The 16412-nt window shown below is 57.1% G+C and carries 15 protein-coding genes and 1 tRNA gene; 8 read left to right on the top strand and 8 right to left on the bottom strand.

What is annotated here, in order from left to right; genetic code table 11:
* Positions 1-11: 11 nt before the first annotated feature.
* From G437_RS0100280 to G437_RS11260, 4 genes are all read left to right on the top strand, one after another.
* Positions 12-608 (top strand): MptD family putative ECF transporter S component, encoded by a 597-nt coding sequence (locus tag G437_RS0100280; RefSeq protein WP_024330603.1) that lies wholly within the window; start codon positions 12-14, stop codon positions 606-608.
* Positions 601-1287 (top strand): energy-coupling factor transporter transmembrane component T family protein, encoded by a 687-nt coding sequence (locus G437_RS0100275; protein WP_024330602.1) that lies wholly within the window; start codon positions 601-603, stop codon positions 1285-1287. Before G437_RS0100280 ends, G437_RS0100275 begins: the two co-directional genes overlap by 8 nt.
* Complete coding sequence (locus G437_RS0100270; protein ID WP_024330601.1) at positions 1284-2675, top strand: ABC transporter ATP-binding protein; 1392 nt, start codon at positions 1284-1286, stop codon at positions 2673-2675. The genes G437_RS0100275 and G437_RS0100270 overlap by 4 nt, the downstream gene beginning before the upstream one ends.
* Before the next feature lie 117 nt (positions 2676-2792).
* Complete coding sequence (locus G437_RS11260) at positions 2793-2960, top strand: hypothetical protein (RefSeq protein WP_155845675.1); 168 nt, start codon at positions 2793-2795, stop codon at positions 2958-2960.
* 48 nt (positions 2961-3008) lie between these two features.
* On the opposite strand, the gene G437_RS0100265 is transcribed toward G437_RS11260, so the two are convergent.
* The 4 genes from G437_RS0100265 to G437_RS0100250 form a co-directional block, all read right to left on the bottom strand.
* Complete coding sequence (locus G437_RS0100265) at positions 3009-3638, bottom strand: ABC-2 transporter permease (RefSeq protein WP_024330600.1); 630 nt, start codon at positions 3636-3638, stop codon at positions 3009-3011.
* Positions 3635-4480, bottom strand: coding sequence for an ABC transporter ATP-binding protein (locus G437_RS0100260; protein ID WP_024330599.1), 846 nt, complete (start codon positions 4478-4480; stop codon positions 3635-3637). The genes G437_RS0100265 and G437_RS0100260 overlap by 4 nt, the downstream gene beginning before the upstream one ends.
* Positions 4467-4850, bottom strand: coding sequence for a GntR family transcriptional regulator (locus G437_RS0100255; protein ID WP_024330598.1), 384 nt, complete (start codon positions 4848-4850; stop codon positions 4467-4469). The genes G437_RS0100260 and G437_RS0100255 overlap by 14 nt, the downstream gene beginning before the upstream one ends.
* Positions 4851-5076: 226 nt before the next feature.
* A tRNA-Gly gene (locus tag G437_RS0100250) sits at positions 5077-5150 on the bottom strand.
* Between the two features lie 62 nt (positions 5151-5212).
* On the opposite strand from G437_RS0100250, the gene G437_RS0100245 reads away from it, so the two are divergent.
* The 3 genes from G437_RS0100245 to G437_RS0100235 all read left to right on the top strand — a co-directional run bounded on the left by G437_RS0100245 (position 5213) and on the right by G437_RS0100235 (position 7560).
* Entirely contained in the window at positions 5213-5701 is a 489-nt protein-coding gene (locus tag G437_RS0100245) for a (deoxy)nucleoside triphosphate pyrophosphohydrolase (RefSeq protein WP_024330597.1), read from the top strand.
* 40 nt (positions 5702-5741) lie between these two features.
* The gene (locus tag G437_RS0100240; protein WP_024330596.1) at positions 5742-6443 is read left to right on the top strand and encodes a TetR/AcrR family transcriptional regulator; all 702 of its coding nucleotides are present in this window, start codon (positions 5742-5744) and stop codon (positions 6441-6443) included.
* 106 nt (positions 6444-6549) lie between these two features.
* A complete protein-coding gene (locus G437_RS0100235; protein ID WP_024330595.1) occupies positions 6550-7560 on the top strand; it encodes a hypothetical protein in 1011 nt (336 codons plus the stop codon).
* 79 nt (positions 7561-7639) lie between these two features.
* Here the strand turns inward: G437_RS0100235 and trxA are convergent, their stop codons facing one another.
* The 3 genes from trxA to G437_RS0100220 form a co-directional block, all read right to left on the bottom strand.
* A complete protein-coding gene (gene trxA, locus G437_RS0100230) occupies positions 7640-8002 on the bottom strand; it encodes a thioredoxin (protein ID WP_024330594.1) in 363 nt (120 codons plus the stop codon).
* Positions 8003-8057: 55 nt separating this feature from the next.
* Complete coding sequence (gene pgm, locus G437_RS0100225; RefSeq protein ID WP_024330593.1) at positions 8058-9731, bottom strand: phosphoglucomutase (alpha-D-glucose-1,6-bisphosphate-dependent); 1674 nt, start codon at positions 9729-9731, stop codon at positions 8058-8060.
* A gap of 140 nt (positions 9732-9871) precedes the next feature.
* Positions 9872-10789, bottom strand: coding sequence for a DUF5926 family protein (locus G437_RS0100220; protein WP_029769101.1), 918 nt, complete (start codon positions 10787-10789; stop codon positions 9872-9874).
* A gap of 179 nt (positions 10790-10968) precedes the next feature.
* Between G437_RS0100220 and G437_RS0100215 the strand changes: the two genes are divergently transcribed.
* Positions 10969-11757, top strand: a complete 789-nt coding sequence (locus G437_RS0100215) for a glycosyltransferase family 2 protein (protein WP_024330591.1) — start codon at positions 10969-10971, stop codon at positions 11755-11757.
* Here the strand turns inward: G437_RS0100215 and G437_RS0100210 are convergent.
* Entirely contained in the window at positions 11754-16382 is a 4629-nt protein-coding gene (locus tag G437_RS0100210) for a hypothetical protein (protein ID WP_024330590.1), read from the bottom strand. The genes G437_RS0100215 and G437_RS0100210 overlap by 4 nt on opposite strands.
* Positions 16383-16412 lie beyond the last annotated feature (30 nt).

Raw genomic sequence — 16412 nt, 5'->3', positions numbered from 1 at the left:
AAGGAAAAACTATGTCCACACCCACATCCTCGCGCCTCAACACGCGCGACTTCATCAACATTGGCGTCTTCACCGCCTTGATGTTCGTCATCGTGTTTGCATTCGGAATGCTCGGGTTCATCCCCGCCGCCATGTATGCCGGCTTCTTGCTTTCTATCCTCGTTAACGGCATCGTCTTTGCGCTGTTCACAGCACGCACTCCGAAAATGGGGGCATTGACAATCATGCTGATTATCATCGAAATCCTCTTCTTCGTGACAGGCCACTGGGTAGGAGGAATCGCGGTGGCCGCTGTATTCGGCCTGCTCGCCGACCTAGTCATCACCAAGGGGCCGAAGAGCGTGAAGGTTCGCGTTCCGCTGGCATACGCACTGTTTATTCTGCCGATCTATGTTTCCCCGTGGATGCCGCTATTTATGAACCAAGACGCATATATGTCGCAGATCGCCGAAAAAATGGGTGCCGAGTATGCCGCCAAGATGGCGCAGGTTGTCACGATCCCGATTCTGCTGGGCTTCTTCGTTGTGATGCTCATCGTTGGCTGGCTTGCTGGTCTGTTGGGAACCAGGGTCGCGCGCAAACACTTTGAACGGGCCGGTCTTGTCTAAACTTCCCGACCCGCGCACGATTATCGTAGCGCTCGTCATCGTCTCCACCACGATCTACAGTGCCTACTCGCCGTGGTTCGTGTGTGCTCTGGGCGGATTCGCCGCCGTGATGCTGGCGAGCGCTGCGATCAACCCCAACACGCTCGTGCGCCCCAGCTGGGTGGCCGTCTACCTCGCCACGTTTGCGGTCCTCGGCACACTCGTTTATGTGATACCCCTGGTCTGGAAATCAACAGCCAGCGCGTTCCTCGTGCTGTTTTTGCAGTGGATGTGGCGATTCAGCGTCAGCGCAGGAATGGGAGCCTACGCGATCGGCGTGATCCGACCCGCCACCTTGCAAAAAGCACTCGCCAGCTCATGGATCCCGACCTGTTTCACGATCCCAATCTCGGTTGCCTTACGCGTGCTGCCCGTGATCGGCCACGAGGTTAAAGCGATCTCAGATGCCATGAAACTACGCGGCATGTCCGCGCTTTCCCTGCGTGCGGCCCAGTACTTCACAATCCCTCTGCTATCGACCGTGGTACGCAGCGGGGACGAACTGGCATCGGCTGCCCTCGTGCGCGGACTGGGCGGAACCGCAAAGCCCACCTCAGTCACGGTCGTGAAATTCCGTGTGATCGACGCAGTCATTCTGCTCATCGTTATCGGCTTCGCGATATGGAGAATCGTCCTATGACAATAGCCCAAGCAACTGGGGTCACCTTCACCTATCGAGGAGCAGACCACCCCTCAATCAATGACGCCAACCTCACTATTTCTCCAGGAACTGTCACCTTGCTGTGTGGCGCATCCGGGTCGGGGAAAACCACCGCGCTACGGCTGTTTAACGGGCTGATCCCACACTTCCACGACGGCGACCTCACCGGAACCGTCACGGTTGACGGTATTGACGTGGCACGAGTAGATCTATCAGAGCTTGCCCACCACTGTTCGACAGTGTTTCAAAACCCGCGCACCCAGTTCTACACCACTCACGTGCGCCAAGAACTCGCCTTCAGTCCAGAAAATCTCGGCCGCGACCCGCAGGAGATCTGTGCCCGCATTGACGAGGTTGCAGCCGAGTTAGGTATCGTCGACCTGTTGGAATCCCGCGTCACACAACTGTCGGGTGGGCAGATGCAGCGCGTGGCCTGCGCCGTCGCCATGTGCAACAACACGTCGCTGATCGTCTTTGACGAGCCAACCGCGAACTTGTCCGCTGACGTTATCGACCAACTCTCCACACTCATCGCCAGGCTCAAAGCCGATGGACACACCATCATCATTGCTGAACACCGGCTAAGTTTCCTTGCTGGGATCGTCGACCGCGTTTACTGCTTCGACAAAGGCAAGATCGCCCTCACCGCAACCGGCGAAGAGTTCTACGCTACCTCGGATGAGGAGCGCAAACAGCTTGGACTGCGATCCCTAGTGCCCGTATCCATGCCGAGCCTGCCCGAACCAGAAGGTGAAGGGCTCACGATCGACAACCTCGCCTTTGCCTACCGCCACGGAAACACAGTCCTCAATATTAACCACGTGTTGTTTCCGGCAGGGAAAATCACGGCACTCCTTGGCCCGTGCGGTTCAGGGAAATCAACTCTGGCACGCATTGTTTGCGGACTAGAAAAAGCCAAACATGCATCCATCACACTCGGCGGACAAAAATTCACCAGCCGCGACGCCTACCTTGTGATGCAAGACCCTACCCGACAGTTGTTCTCAGATACCGTCATCGACGAAGTCACGCTCGGCACGACCAAAGCCGAAAAGCAACACATCGATGCCCACGCGATCCTTGAAGAACTCGACCTTGCCGACCACGAGGCTGATCATCCCCAAGCACTCTCTGGCGGGCAACGTCAACGTCTGGTTATTGCTACAGCACTGGCTGCGAACAAGAAAGTTTACATCTTCGACGAGCCCACATCCGGTGTTGGCTACAAGCACCTTGTCGCGATTTCCCGAGTAATGCGTAAACTCGCTGACACCGGTGCCGTCGTCATCGTCATCACCCACGATGCCGAACTCGTTACCGAGGTCGCCGATCATAGCGTCCGCCTCGATCAAATCAACGCCTGCTAACGCAAACGCTCGCTCAACCGAAAGGGAGGAAAGCGTTTCGAGGATTAACTCTGTGAGTGTTTCGTACTCTTGAGCAGTAGACGGACTTGCTTCAAGTTCGTGTTGGACAGTCCTGAAGTGCTTGATCGGTGTGGACTCATTTCGCGGGCGCAGCAAACTTCCAGCCCAAGAACCTTCGTTCTTACAGATGTAGATTGGAGCGCACTCATCGACCACGCCATCGTAGGCGAGGACGGGATCCGGTTCATTTTCAGAACCGGGAAAGAAATCACGGTCAAGCTTTGAAAAGAACGCAGGGCGCTAACATTGAATGCAAAATTGCACTCTAAAAACTTAGAATTCTTTACCTGCCATGATCTTTCGACTTATCCATAGGGATACTGCGGTCAGTACGATCGTCACGGTCAGTAGTATTCCTGCGCTGGTGAGCGGAGGCAGGGTTAAGGCTTTTGCTACCCATTCGAAGATTGCTTGTTTGTTGGAACCAACAAAGGATGATCCAGCGAATACCACGATGAATACGGCGACCAGAAAAAGCTTGGCTTTTTCCGGACCAAATTTGTAAAACAGCGGTAGCTGAATAATGGTCAACAGCAGAGTAACCGCAAAGGCAAAGCTGGCCACCAAAACAGTATTTTTCCAAGGCATCTCAACCATTAAATAGGCAAGAACACCTGTAACTGCGAAAGCCACTACCCCAAGAGCGATTGTAATCAGAAAATTTAGATTAACGAGCTCGTTTCTACTGATAGGCCCGGCAAGAATCGTTCGGTGCACCTTGGACTCAGTATCACGAGCAAAGGTGGCCGTAAAATAAAGCATCCCAATCATGCCAAAAATAAACGGAAAGATAATCAACTGGTTTGCATAAACCCCCACAGCACTGATCGCAACGAGCACCAAACCTAAAACAGCTATATATGTACGATTGGCAATAAGATCTTTATAAAATGCAGATCTCACTGATCTTCTCCTTTAATCGTGTAGACCATGATGTCCTCAATCGTCGGTCTACCAGCTTGCACACCAGCAGGAACTGCCCCGGTGCGGACGATTACTTCTTGACCAAAATCATGACGGCGACGACCTAACACTTGCGTGGAATCAAGCTGGTTTGCCTGCTCATTGGTCAACGCTACGATTCGCCAAGAATCTAAGAGCTCATCTTTTTGTTCCATGAACTTCAACTTGCCCTCACGGATGAAAGCCACGTAGTCAGCGGCTTTTTCAATATCGGAAACGATGTGAGACGAAAACAGAATCGAGTGAGTCGGATCTTCGATAAATTCGAGCATAATATCAAGCACCTCATCACGAATCACCGGATCCAAACCACTGGTAGCCTCATCAAAAATCAGCAAATCCGCTGCATGGGAAAGCGCCATCGCTAGCCCCAGCTTCATCCGCATACCTCGAGAGAGCTCACCAACTCGCTTAGACGAAGCAAGACGAAAACGCTGCTGATAACTAACGTATGTTTGCCCATCCCAACTCTTGTACAGGCGCTTGCCGAACTCGCCAGCATTCCTAACAGTAAAACTATCTGGCAGGCTAATATCGTCAAAAACTACCCCCACTCGTTCATGCGCTTGTGGGTGATCTGCACCTGCAGGCTGCCCCAAAAGGTTTACTGTCCCGGCATCGGGGTGAGCAAGACCTAAAATCAAACGCAGCGTTGTAGATTTACCAGCACCGTTCTCACCCACGAAACCCACAATTGCCCCCTGAGGAACTTCAAGGTTAAGCGGACCGAGCGTGAATCCCGGATACTTTTTCACGAGTCCGTTGATTTCAATCACATTCATCGGATCCTCCTAATAAATCAATCAGCTCTTTCAGATCACAAACAGACAAGCCAGCAACCCGAGCCGAGGCGAGGGCGGATTTCAAATAGTCTTCGACTTTTTTACGCTGCTCTTCCTTGAGCAATTCAGTGTTTTTAGAAGCGACAAAGCTACCTCGCCCCTGTACGGAATCAATGAAACCCTCTAGCTCTAGCTCGTCATAGGCACGCTTGGTAGTAATCACCGACACGCGAAGCTGTGATGCCAAACGCCGGATTGACGGCAGCTTGTGGCCAGGCGCTACCTGATCGTTGATTATTGCCGCCTTGAGCTGATTCTTAATCTGAGCGTAAATCGGATCAGAACTTGCATTACTAACGATGATATCCACGAACACCTCCTAGTGTTTATAGTGTACATGAACACTAGGATGAATTAGGTAGAACACTCCACAGTCAGAGAAACATTTCAAACGCCATTGCGCTCAACAGGAAAAAGGCAGGGTCAGTAGTGTTTCCGCAGGTCAGGGAAAACGCGCTATACACTCGCTAACGTTTTGACCCCCTTGGGGTGTACTCGCTAACGCAAACGCCTACTTATCATTTTCGACGTCATAGTGGAGCGGGTGACGGGAATCGAACCCGCCTTTACAGCTTGGGAAGCTGTCGTTCTACCGATGAACTACACCCGCATCGGCTAGCGCCGACTTGTAGCATAGCAAAACAGAAGCCCACTCACCAAAACGGAAACAAAATGAATAACCAGAAACACAAAACCCCCACTCGCACAGTCGTCGCCGCAGCAATCGTCAACGACCCGCAAAACCCAACCAAAATACTCGCCGCCGCCCGAGCATACCCGCCCCAACTAGCCGGAAAATACGAATTCCCCGGCGGAAAAATCGAACCCGGCGAATCGGCCCAGCAAGCCCTGACGCGTGAACTACAAGAAGAACTTCAAATAGACGTAAAAATAGGCCCCGAAATCCGCCCACAAACTGACCAACATGCGAGCCGGGAACAGTACTGGCCAATACTGGCAAACATGCAAATGCGGGTCTTCCTCGCCGCCCTCGCCCCATCCGGGCAAGTGCCCGCCCCAACCGGCTCCCACAAGGCTCTGAACTGGGTGAACAAGGCTCAAACCTTCGCCCTCGACTGGTTAGAACCAGACCTTCCAATCGCCAAAGCCGTATGGCAAAAAATTGAGACGTGGGCGACTTCTCCCAACAAATTTTTCTGAATCAGGTGTCATTTACGTCTAAAAATGGCACAATGTAAAAGTGCCCAAAATTATCGGATCTACCCTGGCAGAACACCGCCAGCGCACACGCAACCGACTCTTCGAAGCCCTCGCCGAACTACTCTCAGAACGAGCCTTCGAAACCGTCACTATGGCCGAAATCGCGAAAACCGCTGGGGTGGGGCGCACAGCCGTATACAACCACTTTCCAGATAAAGAAGCGCTACTGTTAGCCTTCATCGCGCACGAAACCGAAGAATATTCCAAAAAACTGGAAACCTCCCTAACCCATGTGGTCGATCCAGTACACGGGCTGCGCGTGTACATTCGCAGCCAGCTCGAACTCGGCGCCGCATATTCGCTGGCCCCCGGCCGTGACTTGCGGCGCGTAGTGTCGCGCGAAACGGAACAAAAACTGCACAATCACGGCGACAAAGTTGCCGCAATATTGGAACGGCTGCTCCGCCAGCTCATGGACAGCGAACAGATCCCAGAACAAGACATCCCCATTCTAGTGTCCCTAATCAATGCGACCCTGGCTGGGCGCACACTCCCCAAAGAGCCCATGGCACGCGAATACTTGATCCTGTCGGTACAATCGTTCATTCTGCGGGCGGTAGGCGTCACAGCAGAATTCATCAACGTCCCCGGCATGGCGGTATTTGAACAACTGCGCAAGTCCGGTTCGCTTGAACACGTAGTCGACGAGTTCGGGGCCAGCGCCTGCCCCGTCCACCATTAGTAGGTGCGCCAACAGTGCCGGCAAAAGCTTGGCAATAGCGCTGTTTCTTAGGGCAATTGGGTGCTTTCACTAGCTTTCATACATAAATGGCTGTACGCTCCATACTGTGGGTGAACCAGAACCAAAAGAAAATAACCGGCTAGAAGGTGCCGGTTTTACCTCCCGCGCCCACAACTCACCGAGCCCTAATTCATCTGCAGGTAGCTCCGGGGTAAACAAATCCAGGTCCGGAAACGACGGTTTCTTTGCCACAGTCACCCGAACCAAAGATGGGATAGTAGCCGGTGGAGCCTCCGCAATCAGCGGCGCCCTCGCCAAAAATCCGCAGCCCGCCCACGGGCATACTGAAACCAAAAAGCCCCCAAAGAGCCCCAAAATTACGGCCGTAACCGCCGTAATACTACTAGTGGCAGGGCTGGGCGTGGGCGGGGCCGCCCTAGCAATGATCGACTCCCACCGCACCCTGCCGCACTCGGTATCAAAAACTGAAACCCCCACGCACGGAACTACACCGCCGCGAAGCCACCCCACGCCCTCTAACCCCACCAGCAAAAACACACAGCAAAAAGAAACTAAATCCGCCCGCCCAACCCCCACGACCTCGGCAGAACCACGTGTAACCGAAAAAACATACAGGGAAGAAACGTGGATCCCTGACGGGCAGGGTGTCGAAACCGAACGGGAAAGCCACAAGCCCAAAGACACCTCCACGCCGGAAAAGCACACCAAAAAGCCCGAAAGTGAAGAACCAACCCCCGACGTCAGCCCCATACCGCACGACGCACTGGAAAATCTTCCGGGCTTCACCACCGGCAATGGCAATGTGTCGTGCCAAATCAGTTCCGAGGGCGTCACCTGTTTAGTGTACAAACATGAAGAATTTGGCGGCGAACAAGACCAGCCTCTGCGCGGGGTAATGGATGCCTCCGGCCAAGTGCTGAGCGTGACAAACGCCGGCGCGCAAGAGGAAAGGCCCCACTATCAGGTGTTAGAGGCCGGGCAAACGGCCGCCTCAGGCTCCCTGGCATGCACCAACATTGGCGAATCGGTGCGATGCTGGAGCGCCAAAACGGGGAGCGGCTTCAAGATTGGCCCCGCTGGAGTCACCCTGCTCTAAACGCAGGCAAACAATCGCCCCACGCGAGTCAGGCAAGGCCGGGGTGGCACCCGCTCTAGGCTCCCCCGGCCCGAACCCTTTATTCGGAGGCAGCAGCCTCGGCCTCGGCGCGCACCTTTTCCATGTCCAAGTCGCGAATCTGCTGTACCACAGACTCGAGCTCCGTAGCGGAAATTACGCCGGCCGTACGGAAAACCCCAATGCCATCGCGGAAGGCCATGATGGTTGGAATGGACTGTACCTGCGCCATCCCCGCCAGCTCCTGCTGCGCGTCAGTATCCACCTTTCCAAAAACGATGTCCGGGTGATTTTCGGAAACCTTCTCGTAAATTGGCGAAAACTGTTTGCACGGGCCGCACCAGCTGGCCCAAAAGTCGATGAAGACAATTCCCTTCTCGACTACCTGCGGGAAATTCTGGACGGTTAGTTCTTGGGTTGCCATGTCTGTCCTTAAAGTAGAGGGCAAAGATTTGGGAGCAGCCGGGCGGCCGCCGCCCCTATTTCAGAGCTGCAGAAACCACTTCTTGAGCGGCCTGCTGCACTTGCTTTAGGTGATCTTCACCAACGAAAGATTCCGCGTAAATCTTGTACACGTCCTCGGTACCCGACGGACGAGCCGCAAACCAGGCGTTCTTGGTACTGACTTTGAGCCCGCCAATCGGTTCGTTATTTCCAGGGGCGTTAACTAGTTTGCCAGTGATTGCCTCGCCCGCAAGTTCTGAGGCCGTTACAGCGTCGGGCGACAGGGCCTTTAGCTTGGCCTTCTCTTCCTTGGTGGCCGGGGCGTCAATGCGGGCGTAGGCGGGCTTGCCGAAGCGAGACACCTGCTCTTCGTGCAGTTGCGAGGGCGTCTTGCCTGTAACAGCCAATATTTCAGATGCGAGCAGAGCAAGGATGATGCCATCTTTGTCGGTGGACCATACCTGTCCGTTGCGGCGCAGGAACGAAGCCCCCGCCGATTCTTCGCCGCCAAAACCGATCGAACCGTTTAGGAGGCCCGGAACAAAATACTTGAACCCGACCGGAACCTCTACCAGTTCGCGCCCCAAGTCGGCAGCAACAGCGTCGATCAACCTCGAGGACACCAAGGTCTTGCCCACCGCACACTTGGAATCCCATTGGGGCCGGTGCGTGTACAAGTATTCGATGGCCACAGCCAGGTAGTGGTTGGGGTTCATCAGCCCGTCGGCAGTAACAATGCCGTGCCTGTCGGAATCGGCATCGTTGCCGGTGGCAATGTCGTAGGGGGTGTTGCCATCCGAATCCGGGGTCATTTTTTCTAGTAGGGAAGCCATTGCCGAGGGCGAAGAACAATCCATGCGGATCTTGCCGTCCCAATCCAGGGTCATGAAAGACCAGGTGGGGTCGACAGTAGGGTTCACGACTGTAAGGTCGAGGGCATATTTTTCGGCAATTGCCGCCCAGTAGTCGACGGAGGCGCCGCCCAGGGGATCGGCCCCAATGCGCACCCCGGCGTCGCGGATCGCGTCCATGTCGATTACCGAAGCCAAATCGTCGACGTAGGAGCCCAAATAGTCGTAGCGTTCTACATGCTTGTCGGAATGGATTTGGTCTGCGGGAATCCGCGGGATGGACTGCCAATCCTTCAGCAGTTCGTTTGCCCTAGCCGCAATGGGTTCGGTAGCGTTCGTGTCGGCCGGCCCTCCGGTGGGCGGGTTGTACTTGAAACCGCCGTCGCGTGGGGGATTGTGCGAGGGCGTAACCACAATTCCGTCTGCCAGTCCCTCGCCCTCTTGCCGCACCCCGTGGTGGGTGTTGGCCCCGTTGGCCCGCAATATTGCGTGAGAAACAGCGGGGGTGGGAGTGTAGGAATCGCGCGAGTCGATGCGCACGGTTACGCCTGCGGCTGCCAATACTTGAATTGCCGTGCGCCAGGCCGGCTCGGAGAGAGCATGTGTGTCGCGGCCGATAAATAGGGGGCCGTCGATGCCGCGGTCTTTTCGGTATTCCACAATGGCTGCGGTGGTGGCAACGATGTGGGCTTCGTTGAAAGCGCCGTCAAGGGAGGACCCACGGTGGCCCGAGGTGCCGAAAACAACCTGCTGGTTCGGGTTGGTTGGATCGGGTTCTATGTCGTAGTAGGCGGATAGGACTTCGTCGACGTTGATGAGGTCTGCGGATGTTGCTTTGATTCCAGCTCTTTCGTGCATACTTCTATTGTGCACGCCAAAGCCGGCAAAAGCCTGCGCTGCAACTGTGCATTTCATTAACCGGAATGGGCGTCTCAAAAGTTAGAGGCGGGCCCAGTGGACCCGCCTCCTAATATTTCCCCTGTATTTTGGGGATTTTGTTAGCGCAACGAAACCTGCCTGGAAACGATCCCGGCTTTGGCTCGCCGCTCAGCATCGGTCAGGGGGGTGGTCTCTTTCAGTGCAGCTTGCAGCCCCTCGGTCAGTTGGGCAAGTGGTTCAGCAAGATCTGCGCTCAGATGCTCGATTTCGGCCTCGTCGGAAAGTTGGAAGACGGGGGCAACCAGGCCACAGGCGCGGAACGCCCCAATAAAGTCGCTGCCCTCGCCCACGTTCAATTTGCCGGCTGCGCGCAGGCGGGCCAGGGCATTTAGTACGTCCTCTTCGTCTTCAGAGAGGACCCACCGCAAGAACGGGTGGGTCATGTCGGCCCAATAGGCGCCACGGTGGCCAGCAACTTCGCCCATCTGCACAATCGAGTCGGCAGATTCTTCGATGGCGCGTTCCACCTCGGGGGTGCGCTCGGTGGCTTCGTCCAGCCAAAATTCGAAATTGTTGTGCAAGGTAAAGGTGCCCATTTCGGCGGGATCTAAAAGTTCGGTAAGGGCTGGCGCCTCGGTACGCGGGTCTAGACCTTCGATGGTAGTTCCCGGTTTGGCCTTTAGGGCCCTATCCAGCACTAGGGCGAGGTCGTGGGCAGGGTCGCCAGAGCGATTGCGCGTGTTGAGGGCAACCTTTATGGTGCCGTCGTCGTGGATGAGGGCCTGGGCGTTGCGTGGCAGCATAGTGCACAAGGTGACGGGCTTGCCGGAGACGGTTACTTGCAGCGTTGCCGCTGGCAGGATCTCGCGCATCGCCACGAGTTCAATCTCGCGGGCAAAGCCTGCAAAGGGACGTTCGTTGAATTCGACCGTGAAAGTTTCCTTCTTGGGGGCCTTCTTTTCGTTTTCTGCTACCAGGGCGTCGATCTGTGCCCTGCGGGCTGCATACTTGGCCTTGCGGCGTGACTTTTTACTCATGGTCATTACAGTACCTGGCTGTGGCGATATTCCCTATCTTTGTCCTGGCTAAGCTGTGGTTTCTTTGCAATTTTTATGTAAAATATCTACGTAGATTTTATGCCGTTTGGGCACTCCTTCGGCTGTGGGTCTACACTTAAAAACGCCCATTCGCGCAGATAAAAAGGCCAGGAGATCGAGTGTCAGACTCACAAACTCGCAAGGTTGCGGTTGTAATCCCAGCTAAAGATGAACAGGACCGTATAGCTGGCACCGTGCGAGCATGTAAGGCCATCCCGGGGGTGGACTTGATCGTGGTGGTTGACGACGGTTCTACCGACGGAACTCAGCGCGCTGCCCGCCACGCCGGGGCAGCTACCGTGCGGCACACCGTCAATCGGGGAAAGGCGTCGGCCATGGAAACCGGCGCGAATATTGTGGCTATGCACGACGCCGAGGGCGCAAGCCCCCACCTTTTGCTTTTCTTGGATGCTGACCTGGGCGAATCGGCTGCCGAAACTACTCCTCTTGTCGAGGCCGTTTCGGCGGGCAGGGCGGACATGGCCATTGCCGCTTTGCCGCCGCAGCCGGGCGCGGGCGGGCGCGGTTTCGTAACGGGTCTGGCCCGCAATTCTATTGAATGCGCGGTGGGGTGGCGGCCCACCCAACCGCTATCAGGGCAGCGGTGTATTACCCGCGAAGCGTTCGACGCCGCCCAACCTTTGGCCTCGGGATGGGGCGTGGAAACCGCGCTCACTATTGCAGTACTAGGAGCCGGTTACACCGCCCTCGAGGTTCCCTGCGACATTGCCCACCGCCCAACCGGCAACGACTTGCGGGGCCAAATGCACCGCATCCACCAGTACAAGGACGTGCGCATCGCTACGGTGCGGCTGCGTTTAGAAGGGCATTTTCTGAAGCCCGAAATGTACGCTGCCTCCCAGCGCAATCAACGCGATTTTCAGCCCTACCACGTCTACTCGCGTTAGGGGCGGCTCCGCAGCGAATCAATTATGGTGTCTGCCGCCAGCGGCAATGCCATTATGGCAGCCACTCCGGGTAGCACAATTCCCGAATCGTTCAGGCCGAATGCCAGTATCTGGGTAACCAGCAGTGCCCAGGCACAGGGGCGGAACCAGGCGGGCAGAGGCAAAAGATGGACTTTCCCACCAGTTACTTTGGGGTGCTTGCCCAACCAGTTGCGGAACTTTTTATAGGCGGGCCTTAGCATTCGCAGCAACGGAGCGGGGAGGGCAGGTGCCCTGCCCCGCAAACGCGGATACGACAGGCAGAACCACACCACCAAAGCCACGAGTGCGGCTAACACTACCCACCTAAGCGTAGAAATTCCCAGCAGCCGCAGGTTAGTTTGCAATTTGCCCACGACGATCGGCATCAGATCGCCATCAAGAGCAGATTGGACGAAGCGCCCAAGATGCGTACGCGAACTGGGGGGACGCAGCCAGTCCAGTAGTGCCACGAAGCTTGCCCCAAACGCCATAACAAACCCTATGGGCAAAATCCAACGCAACTTTAGCTGGTAGCCGGCCAGCAAAATAACGAGCACGCAGATGCCAGGAATAAAAGCTAAGATGCCGCCAAAATCCGCTCCCAACGAGGGCGCCGCATCAATTAGCAGGAACGGAAGAGACGTGGCAACCACAGCTAAGGCCTTGGCCCAGCGGCGGGTAAACAGCGTGCCCACCCAACCGGAGAGCAGGAGCGCCCCAACGCTTAGCAGCGAAAACGTTTCGTTGCCCACCCCATAGAAGCGAGCGGCGGCTAGGGAATTGAACCCGAAGGGCGAATCTATAAGTGCGTTGGTGCCGGTGGCTACGTCTGCCGCAATGGCAACGGCGGTAGCGACGGCTATGGACAAAGCCGGGCGCCCGCCCTCGCGCCAGGGGCCCGCCAGGCAGGCTGCAGCGAGTAGGCCAGCTAGGGCCATAGTGCCCCCATTTAGGGCGCCGTGCGTGTCTTGAAAGTGCCACCACTTGAAGGCCGGCAGGGCCAAGGTGGCAAGGGGGATAGAAGCCAGTGTGAGGGCGCAAAAACGGGCCAGCAAACGGGCGGAAGGGGCTATGTGTACCCCGTAGGCCATTGCCACCGACAGGGCGGCCAAAATTAAAATGACGGCTACCGCGTAGGTGACCACCATGGCGTAGAACCCTGCGCGCACGTCTCGCATAGCGAAGGCCCGGTCGGCCTGGTCGGTCAGGTAATCGTGGCGGTCGGCAAGGGAGGAGTGGTGTAAACCAATCTGGTTGGTTATGGCACTGCCCGAGCCGGGCATGTCGAAGCCCAGCCACTGCCCTAAGGTTGCGGCCACGTCGGGAAGCTGAATTATGCCGTCTTGGCGCACCGAGGATGAGCGGGCGAGGCCTGCCGTACCAACTCCAGGGCCTGCAGCTAGCGCGGTCTGCATGTAGGAGCGCACCCCAAAGTCGGCCGAGGATACCACCAGTAGGCGCGCGTTGGGGGGTACCGCTCGCACGGCTGCTTCGAGGCGTGCCAGTTGACGTTCGCTCTGGCTGGCAACCAGTTGGGCGCGTTGGGTATTGGTTGCCGATTCCTGGTTTGTTTTTATGGAGAAGGAAGCCTCTGGCAGGTCGGGGGCGTCTTCGGAGTCTGCGTTCAGGTTTGCCTTTACTTCGGGGTTGGCTAGCGAGCGCAGCTGGGGGCGAACCTGTACTTCCGTCGGGGGGTTGCCGGTTTTGTCGGTGGCGTCGCGGATTGCCCTGCGCGTAGCCGCGGCGGCCCGGTCGGGATTTTGAACAGTGCTGATCGCGTTGGCGTCCACCAAAGTCAGATCGTATTTGTGCAGGTCTGTGGCCAGCTTGCGGGCCAGTTCGCCATTATTAGAAGGGGCCTTTTGCAAGGTTCCCTGGGGGATGCCCCGGGCGTTGGCGAGGGCGGCGGCAGCCCCGGGCCCTATGGCACGCACGCGCACTTTGTTTCGCTCTACGGCTTCTCCTAGAGCCCCGAGGGTGGGGTGGTTAGTCATTTGGGCCATAGCCTTCGAATAGTAGTCCCACCGTTTTAGAGCGGGGCGGGGCTGGCCTTGGGACACTTCTGGCATTTTCTGTAAGGACGTACAGATTTCGTATCCGCCCAGGGAATTGCGCCACGCCCTCTGGCCGGCATTTATTGCGAGCCACGAATCTATGGGGCAGGTGGGGCCTGAGAGGGAGAGGGGTACCAGGTTGGCGGCTGCGCCTTGGCTTGCCCTCCGGTACAGGGTGGGGGCATTTTGGGGGGTGACCTTTTCCCAACGGATTCCCTCGGTGAAGATGGCCACCACAGGGGTCTTGGCTGCTTGGATGTGGTGGGTTTTAGAGTCGGTGGGACTCGTAGTAGTGGCAGCTAGAGCTATGCCAGCAAGAATGGTGCAGGCGGTGGCGGCGGCAAAATATGTGGGCCACTGGCGGCGGGCGGGGGCCCGGCTTAGAGCTATTTTTCCCGAGGGCGACCAGGCGGATTTATGGAATAGCCCACCACAGATCAGGCTGCCTTCCAGCAGCAATCCTATGGTCAAGATGAGCATCCCTGAGTCGTTTATCAAAGAGGCGCTCACCAGCAAGATTATTGTTGAGAGCAAAACATTTCGGTGGAAGGGCAGCACCCGCGTCTTGTACCTGGGCGAATAGAGCACGTAGGCGATCGCGCCTATAGCCACCAAGAAGACTGCGGCGGCGACTAGGGTTCCGGCAGATCCCCCGACGGTCAACCAGGCTGCCTCGGCTTTGCGGGCAATTATGGGCCAGGCGTTGCCCTCGACGAGGGAGGCTACAAAGCGGCCCAGGTGGGTGCGGGCTTGGGGAGCCTGCAGGTAGTCGACCACCCCGAAGAAAGCAGTGCCAATAGCGGCGGCGAAAAGCGCCGCTGCCACGTGCCGCAGTCGCACCTTTTTACCGCGCACCCATGTAGCAAGGAGCACCGTCGTGAACAAAATGGCGGGCGGGCCCCCGAAGTCTGCACCCATGGTGGGGAAGCCGTCGATGACAGCCAGCGCCAGCCCCATAATGGTGGTGACCCAGGCGTTTGCGCTCCAGGCTGCGAGCACAACAAAGCAGACCGCCATAAGCGTGAATTCGGTGTTCCCGGAACCGAAGAAACGGTTGCCGGCGATGGTGGTGGTGCCGGTTGGTGAGTCCAGTTGCAACGGGGCGCGTACGGCGATCACCCAGGCAAAAACCGTTAGGGTGAGGGCCGCTAGCACAATGGGGGCATTAAGAGGGCGGGTGAAACTGGCTGGCACGTGCGGGCGTAGCCAGTGGGCTATCCCGTGTGCGGTGAGTACTAAGAATCCGGCTGTGGCAAGTATCGCGGTTAGGAATACCAGCACAGCTGTAGGGGTAGAGGCGGTGGAAAAACGCCAGGTGGGAATCAAATTGGCCAGCAGCGCGGCCAACGGCATTGCCCCTGCCAACTGGGCTAAAACTTTGGGCACCTTTTCTATGGCGGTTCCCTTGCGCCCGCGTACTGAAAGTAGCATCCCCGCCACGATGGTCACTCCGCAAAGGGTGAACCACAAGATGAAGAAGGCCGGCTGGCACACTCGTGCCCGGTCGGTTTTAGCGGAGCGGTCAAGTAGCGAATCGAGCCGGTCTGTAAAAGACATTTTGCCCGTGCGCCCAGCTGTCCACACCTGTGCCCCGGGGGCATTCTCGGCTGGTTCCAAGCCCACTGTCTGCAAAATGGTTTGGGTTATGTCGGCGGTTTGCACCAGCCCGTCCCGGCGCAGCGAACCGGATTTGGCGAGGCCCACAGAGGAGGCGTCCGTTTGCATGGCGAACAGCTGCAGGTGGGGTACCGCGTTGCCCTCCCCAAAGGAAGCGAGCAAAACTTGGGTGTTCTTCGGCAGGGCTTCCAAAATCTGCGAAATTTGGCGGACTTTCGCCTGGGCAAGTTTCGTCTTAGAAGGCTCCGAATCCAAGGTGGGGTATCCGTTTTGCGGTGTGGGGTTGAGTCCGTAACCCACCTGCGGGGCGTGAGCCGGATCCACAGCCCCCGCATCCACAATGGTCACTTCGTTTTCACTTGCGGCAGAGGCCACGGTGGCCGCCAAATCACCCCCGTTGTCTAAGGGGGGCGCATCCAAATGCCCTCGCTTGTCGGCCAGAGCAAGTCCCGCCCCTGGGCCCACTGCCGCCACCGACTTGCCCGCCTGCTTTAGAGACGAGCGCAAAAACCCCAAACCTACCTGCCCGGCCGGAATTACCCCGTCCGTTAGGGGGCCCCACCCAGCCACCGTCTTCGAGCTAAGCCGCGGAAAATAACATTTTCCCCCCGCCCGCGAAAGCGTGGCCCGCTGGCCCACCCCAAGCGAAAGCCACCCGTCCGCCGGGCACGACACTGCTGCTGTAGAACGCGCAACCAGGTTGGCGAGTGTGCCCTCTTCAGCGAATTTAGCGAACCGGGCTGCGCGCGGGTCAGAAAAATCTACGTCCTGCCAGCGCAACCCGGAAGTGCCGATCACTACCAGGTGCCCGCTCTGCCGTTGCAAGGGGGAACTATCTGCGAACGCGCGCAGGGGAAGCAAAACCAACAGTGCCGCGATAACTACTAGCAGCACGCGTTTGGTCCTGGTTTCTACAGGCGGGCAAGAAATCATGGTTTAACTTTAGTCGAGTATCTTTGTAGG

Origin of the sequence: Winkia neuii subsp. neuii DSM 8576, assembly GCF_000420405.1 — a bacterium.
GTDB lineage: Bacteria > Actinomycetota > Actinomycetes > Actinomycetales > Actinomycetaceae > Winkia > Winkia neuii.
Note: the sequence above shows the minus strand (reverse complement) of the source record. Positions and strands in the feature narration are given on the sequence as shown.

Coding starts and splice junctions, on each gene's coding strand:
- G437_RS0100245 (WP_024330597.1), top strand. CDS start 5,213: ATGAATAACCAGAAACACAAAACCCCCACTCGCACAGTCGTCGCCGCA.
- G437_RS0100210 (WP_024330590.1), bottom strand. CDS start 16,382: ATGATTTCTTGCCCGCCTGTAGAAACCAGGACCAAACGCGTGCTGCTA.
- pgm (WP_024330593.1), bottom strand. CDS start 9,731: ATGCACGAAAGAGCTGGAATCAAAGCAACATCCGCAGACCTCATCAAC.
- G437_RS0100260 (WP_024330599.1), bottom strand. CDS start 4,480: ATGAATGTGATTGAAATCAACGGACTCGTGAAAAAGTATCCGGGATTC.
- G437_RS0100270 (WP_024330601.1), top strand. CDS start 1,284: ATGACAATAGCCCAAGCAACTGGGGTCACCTTCACCTATCGAGGAGCA.
- G437_RS0100220 (WP_029769101.1), bottom strand. CDS start 10,789: ATGAGTAAAAAGTCACGCCGCAAGGCCAAGTATGCAGCCCGCAGGGCA.
- trxA (WP_024330594.1), bottom strand. CDS start 8,002: ATGGCAACCCAAGAACTAACCGTCCAGAATTTCCCGCAGGTAGTCGAG.
- G437_RS0100280 (WP_024330603.1), top strand. CDS start 12: ATGTCCACACCCACATCCTCGCGCCTCAACACGCGCGACTTCATCAAC.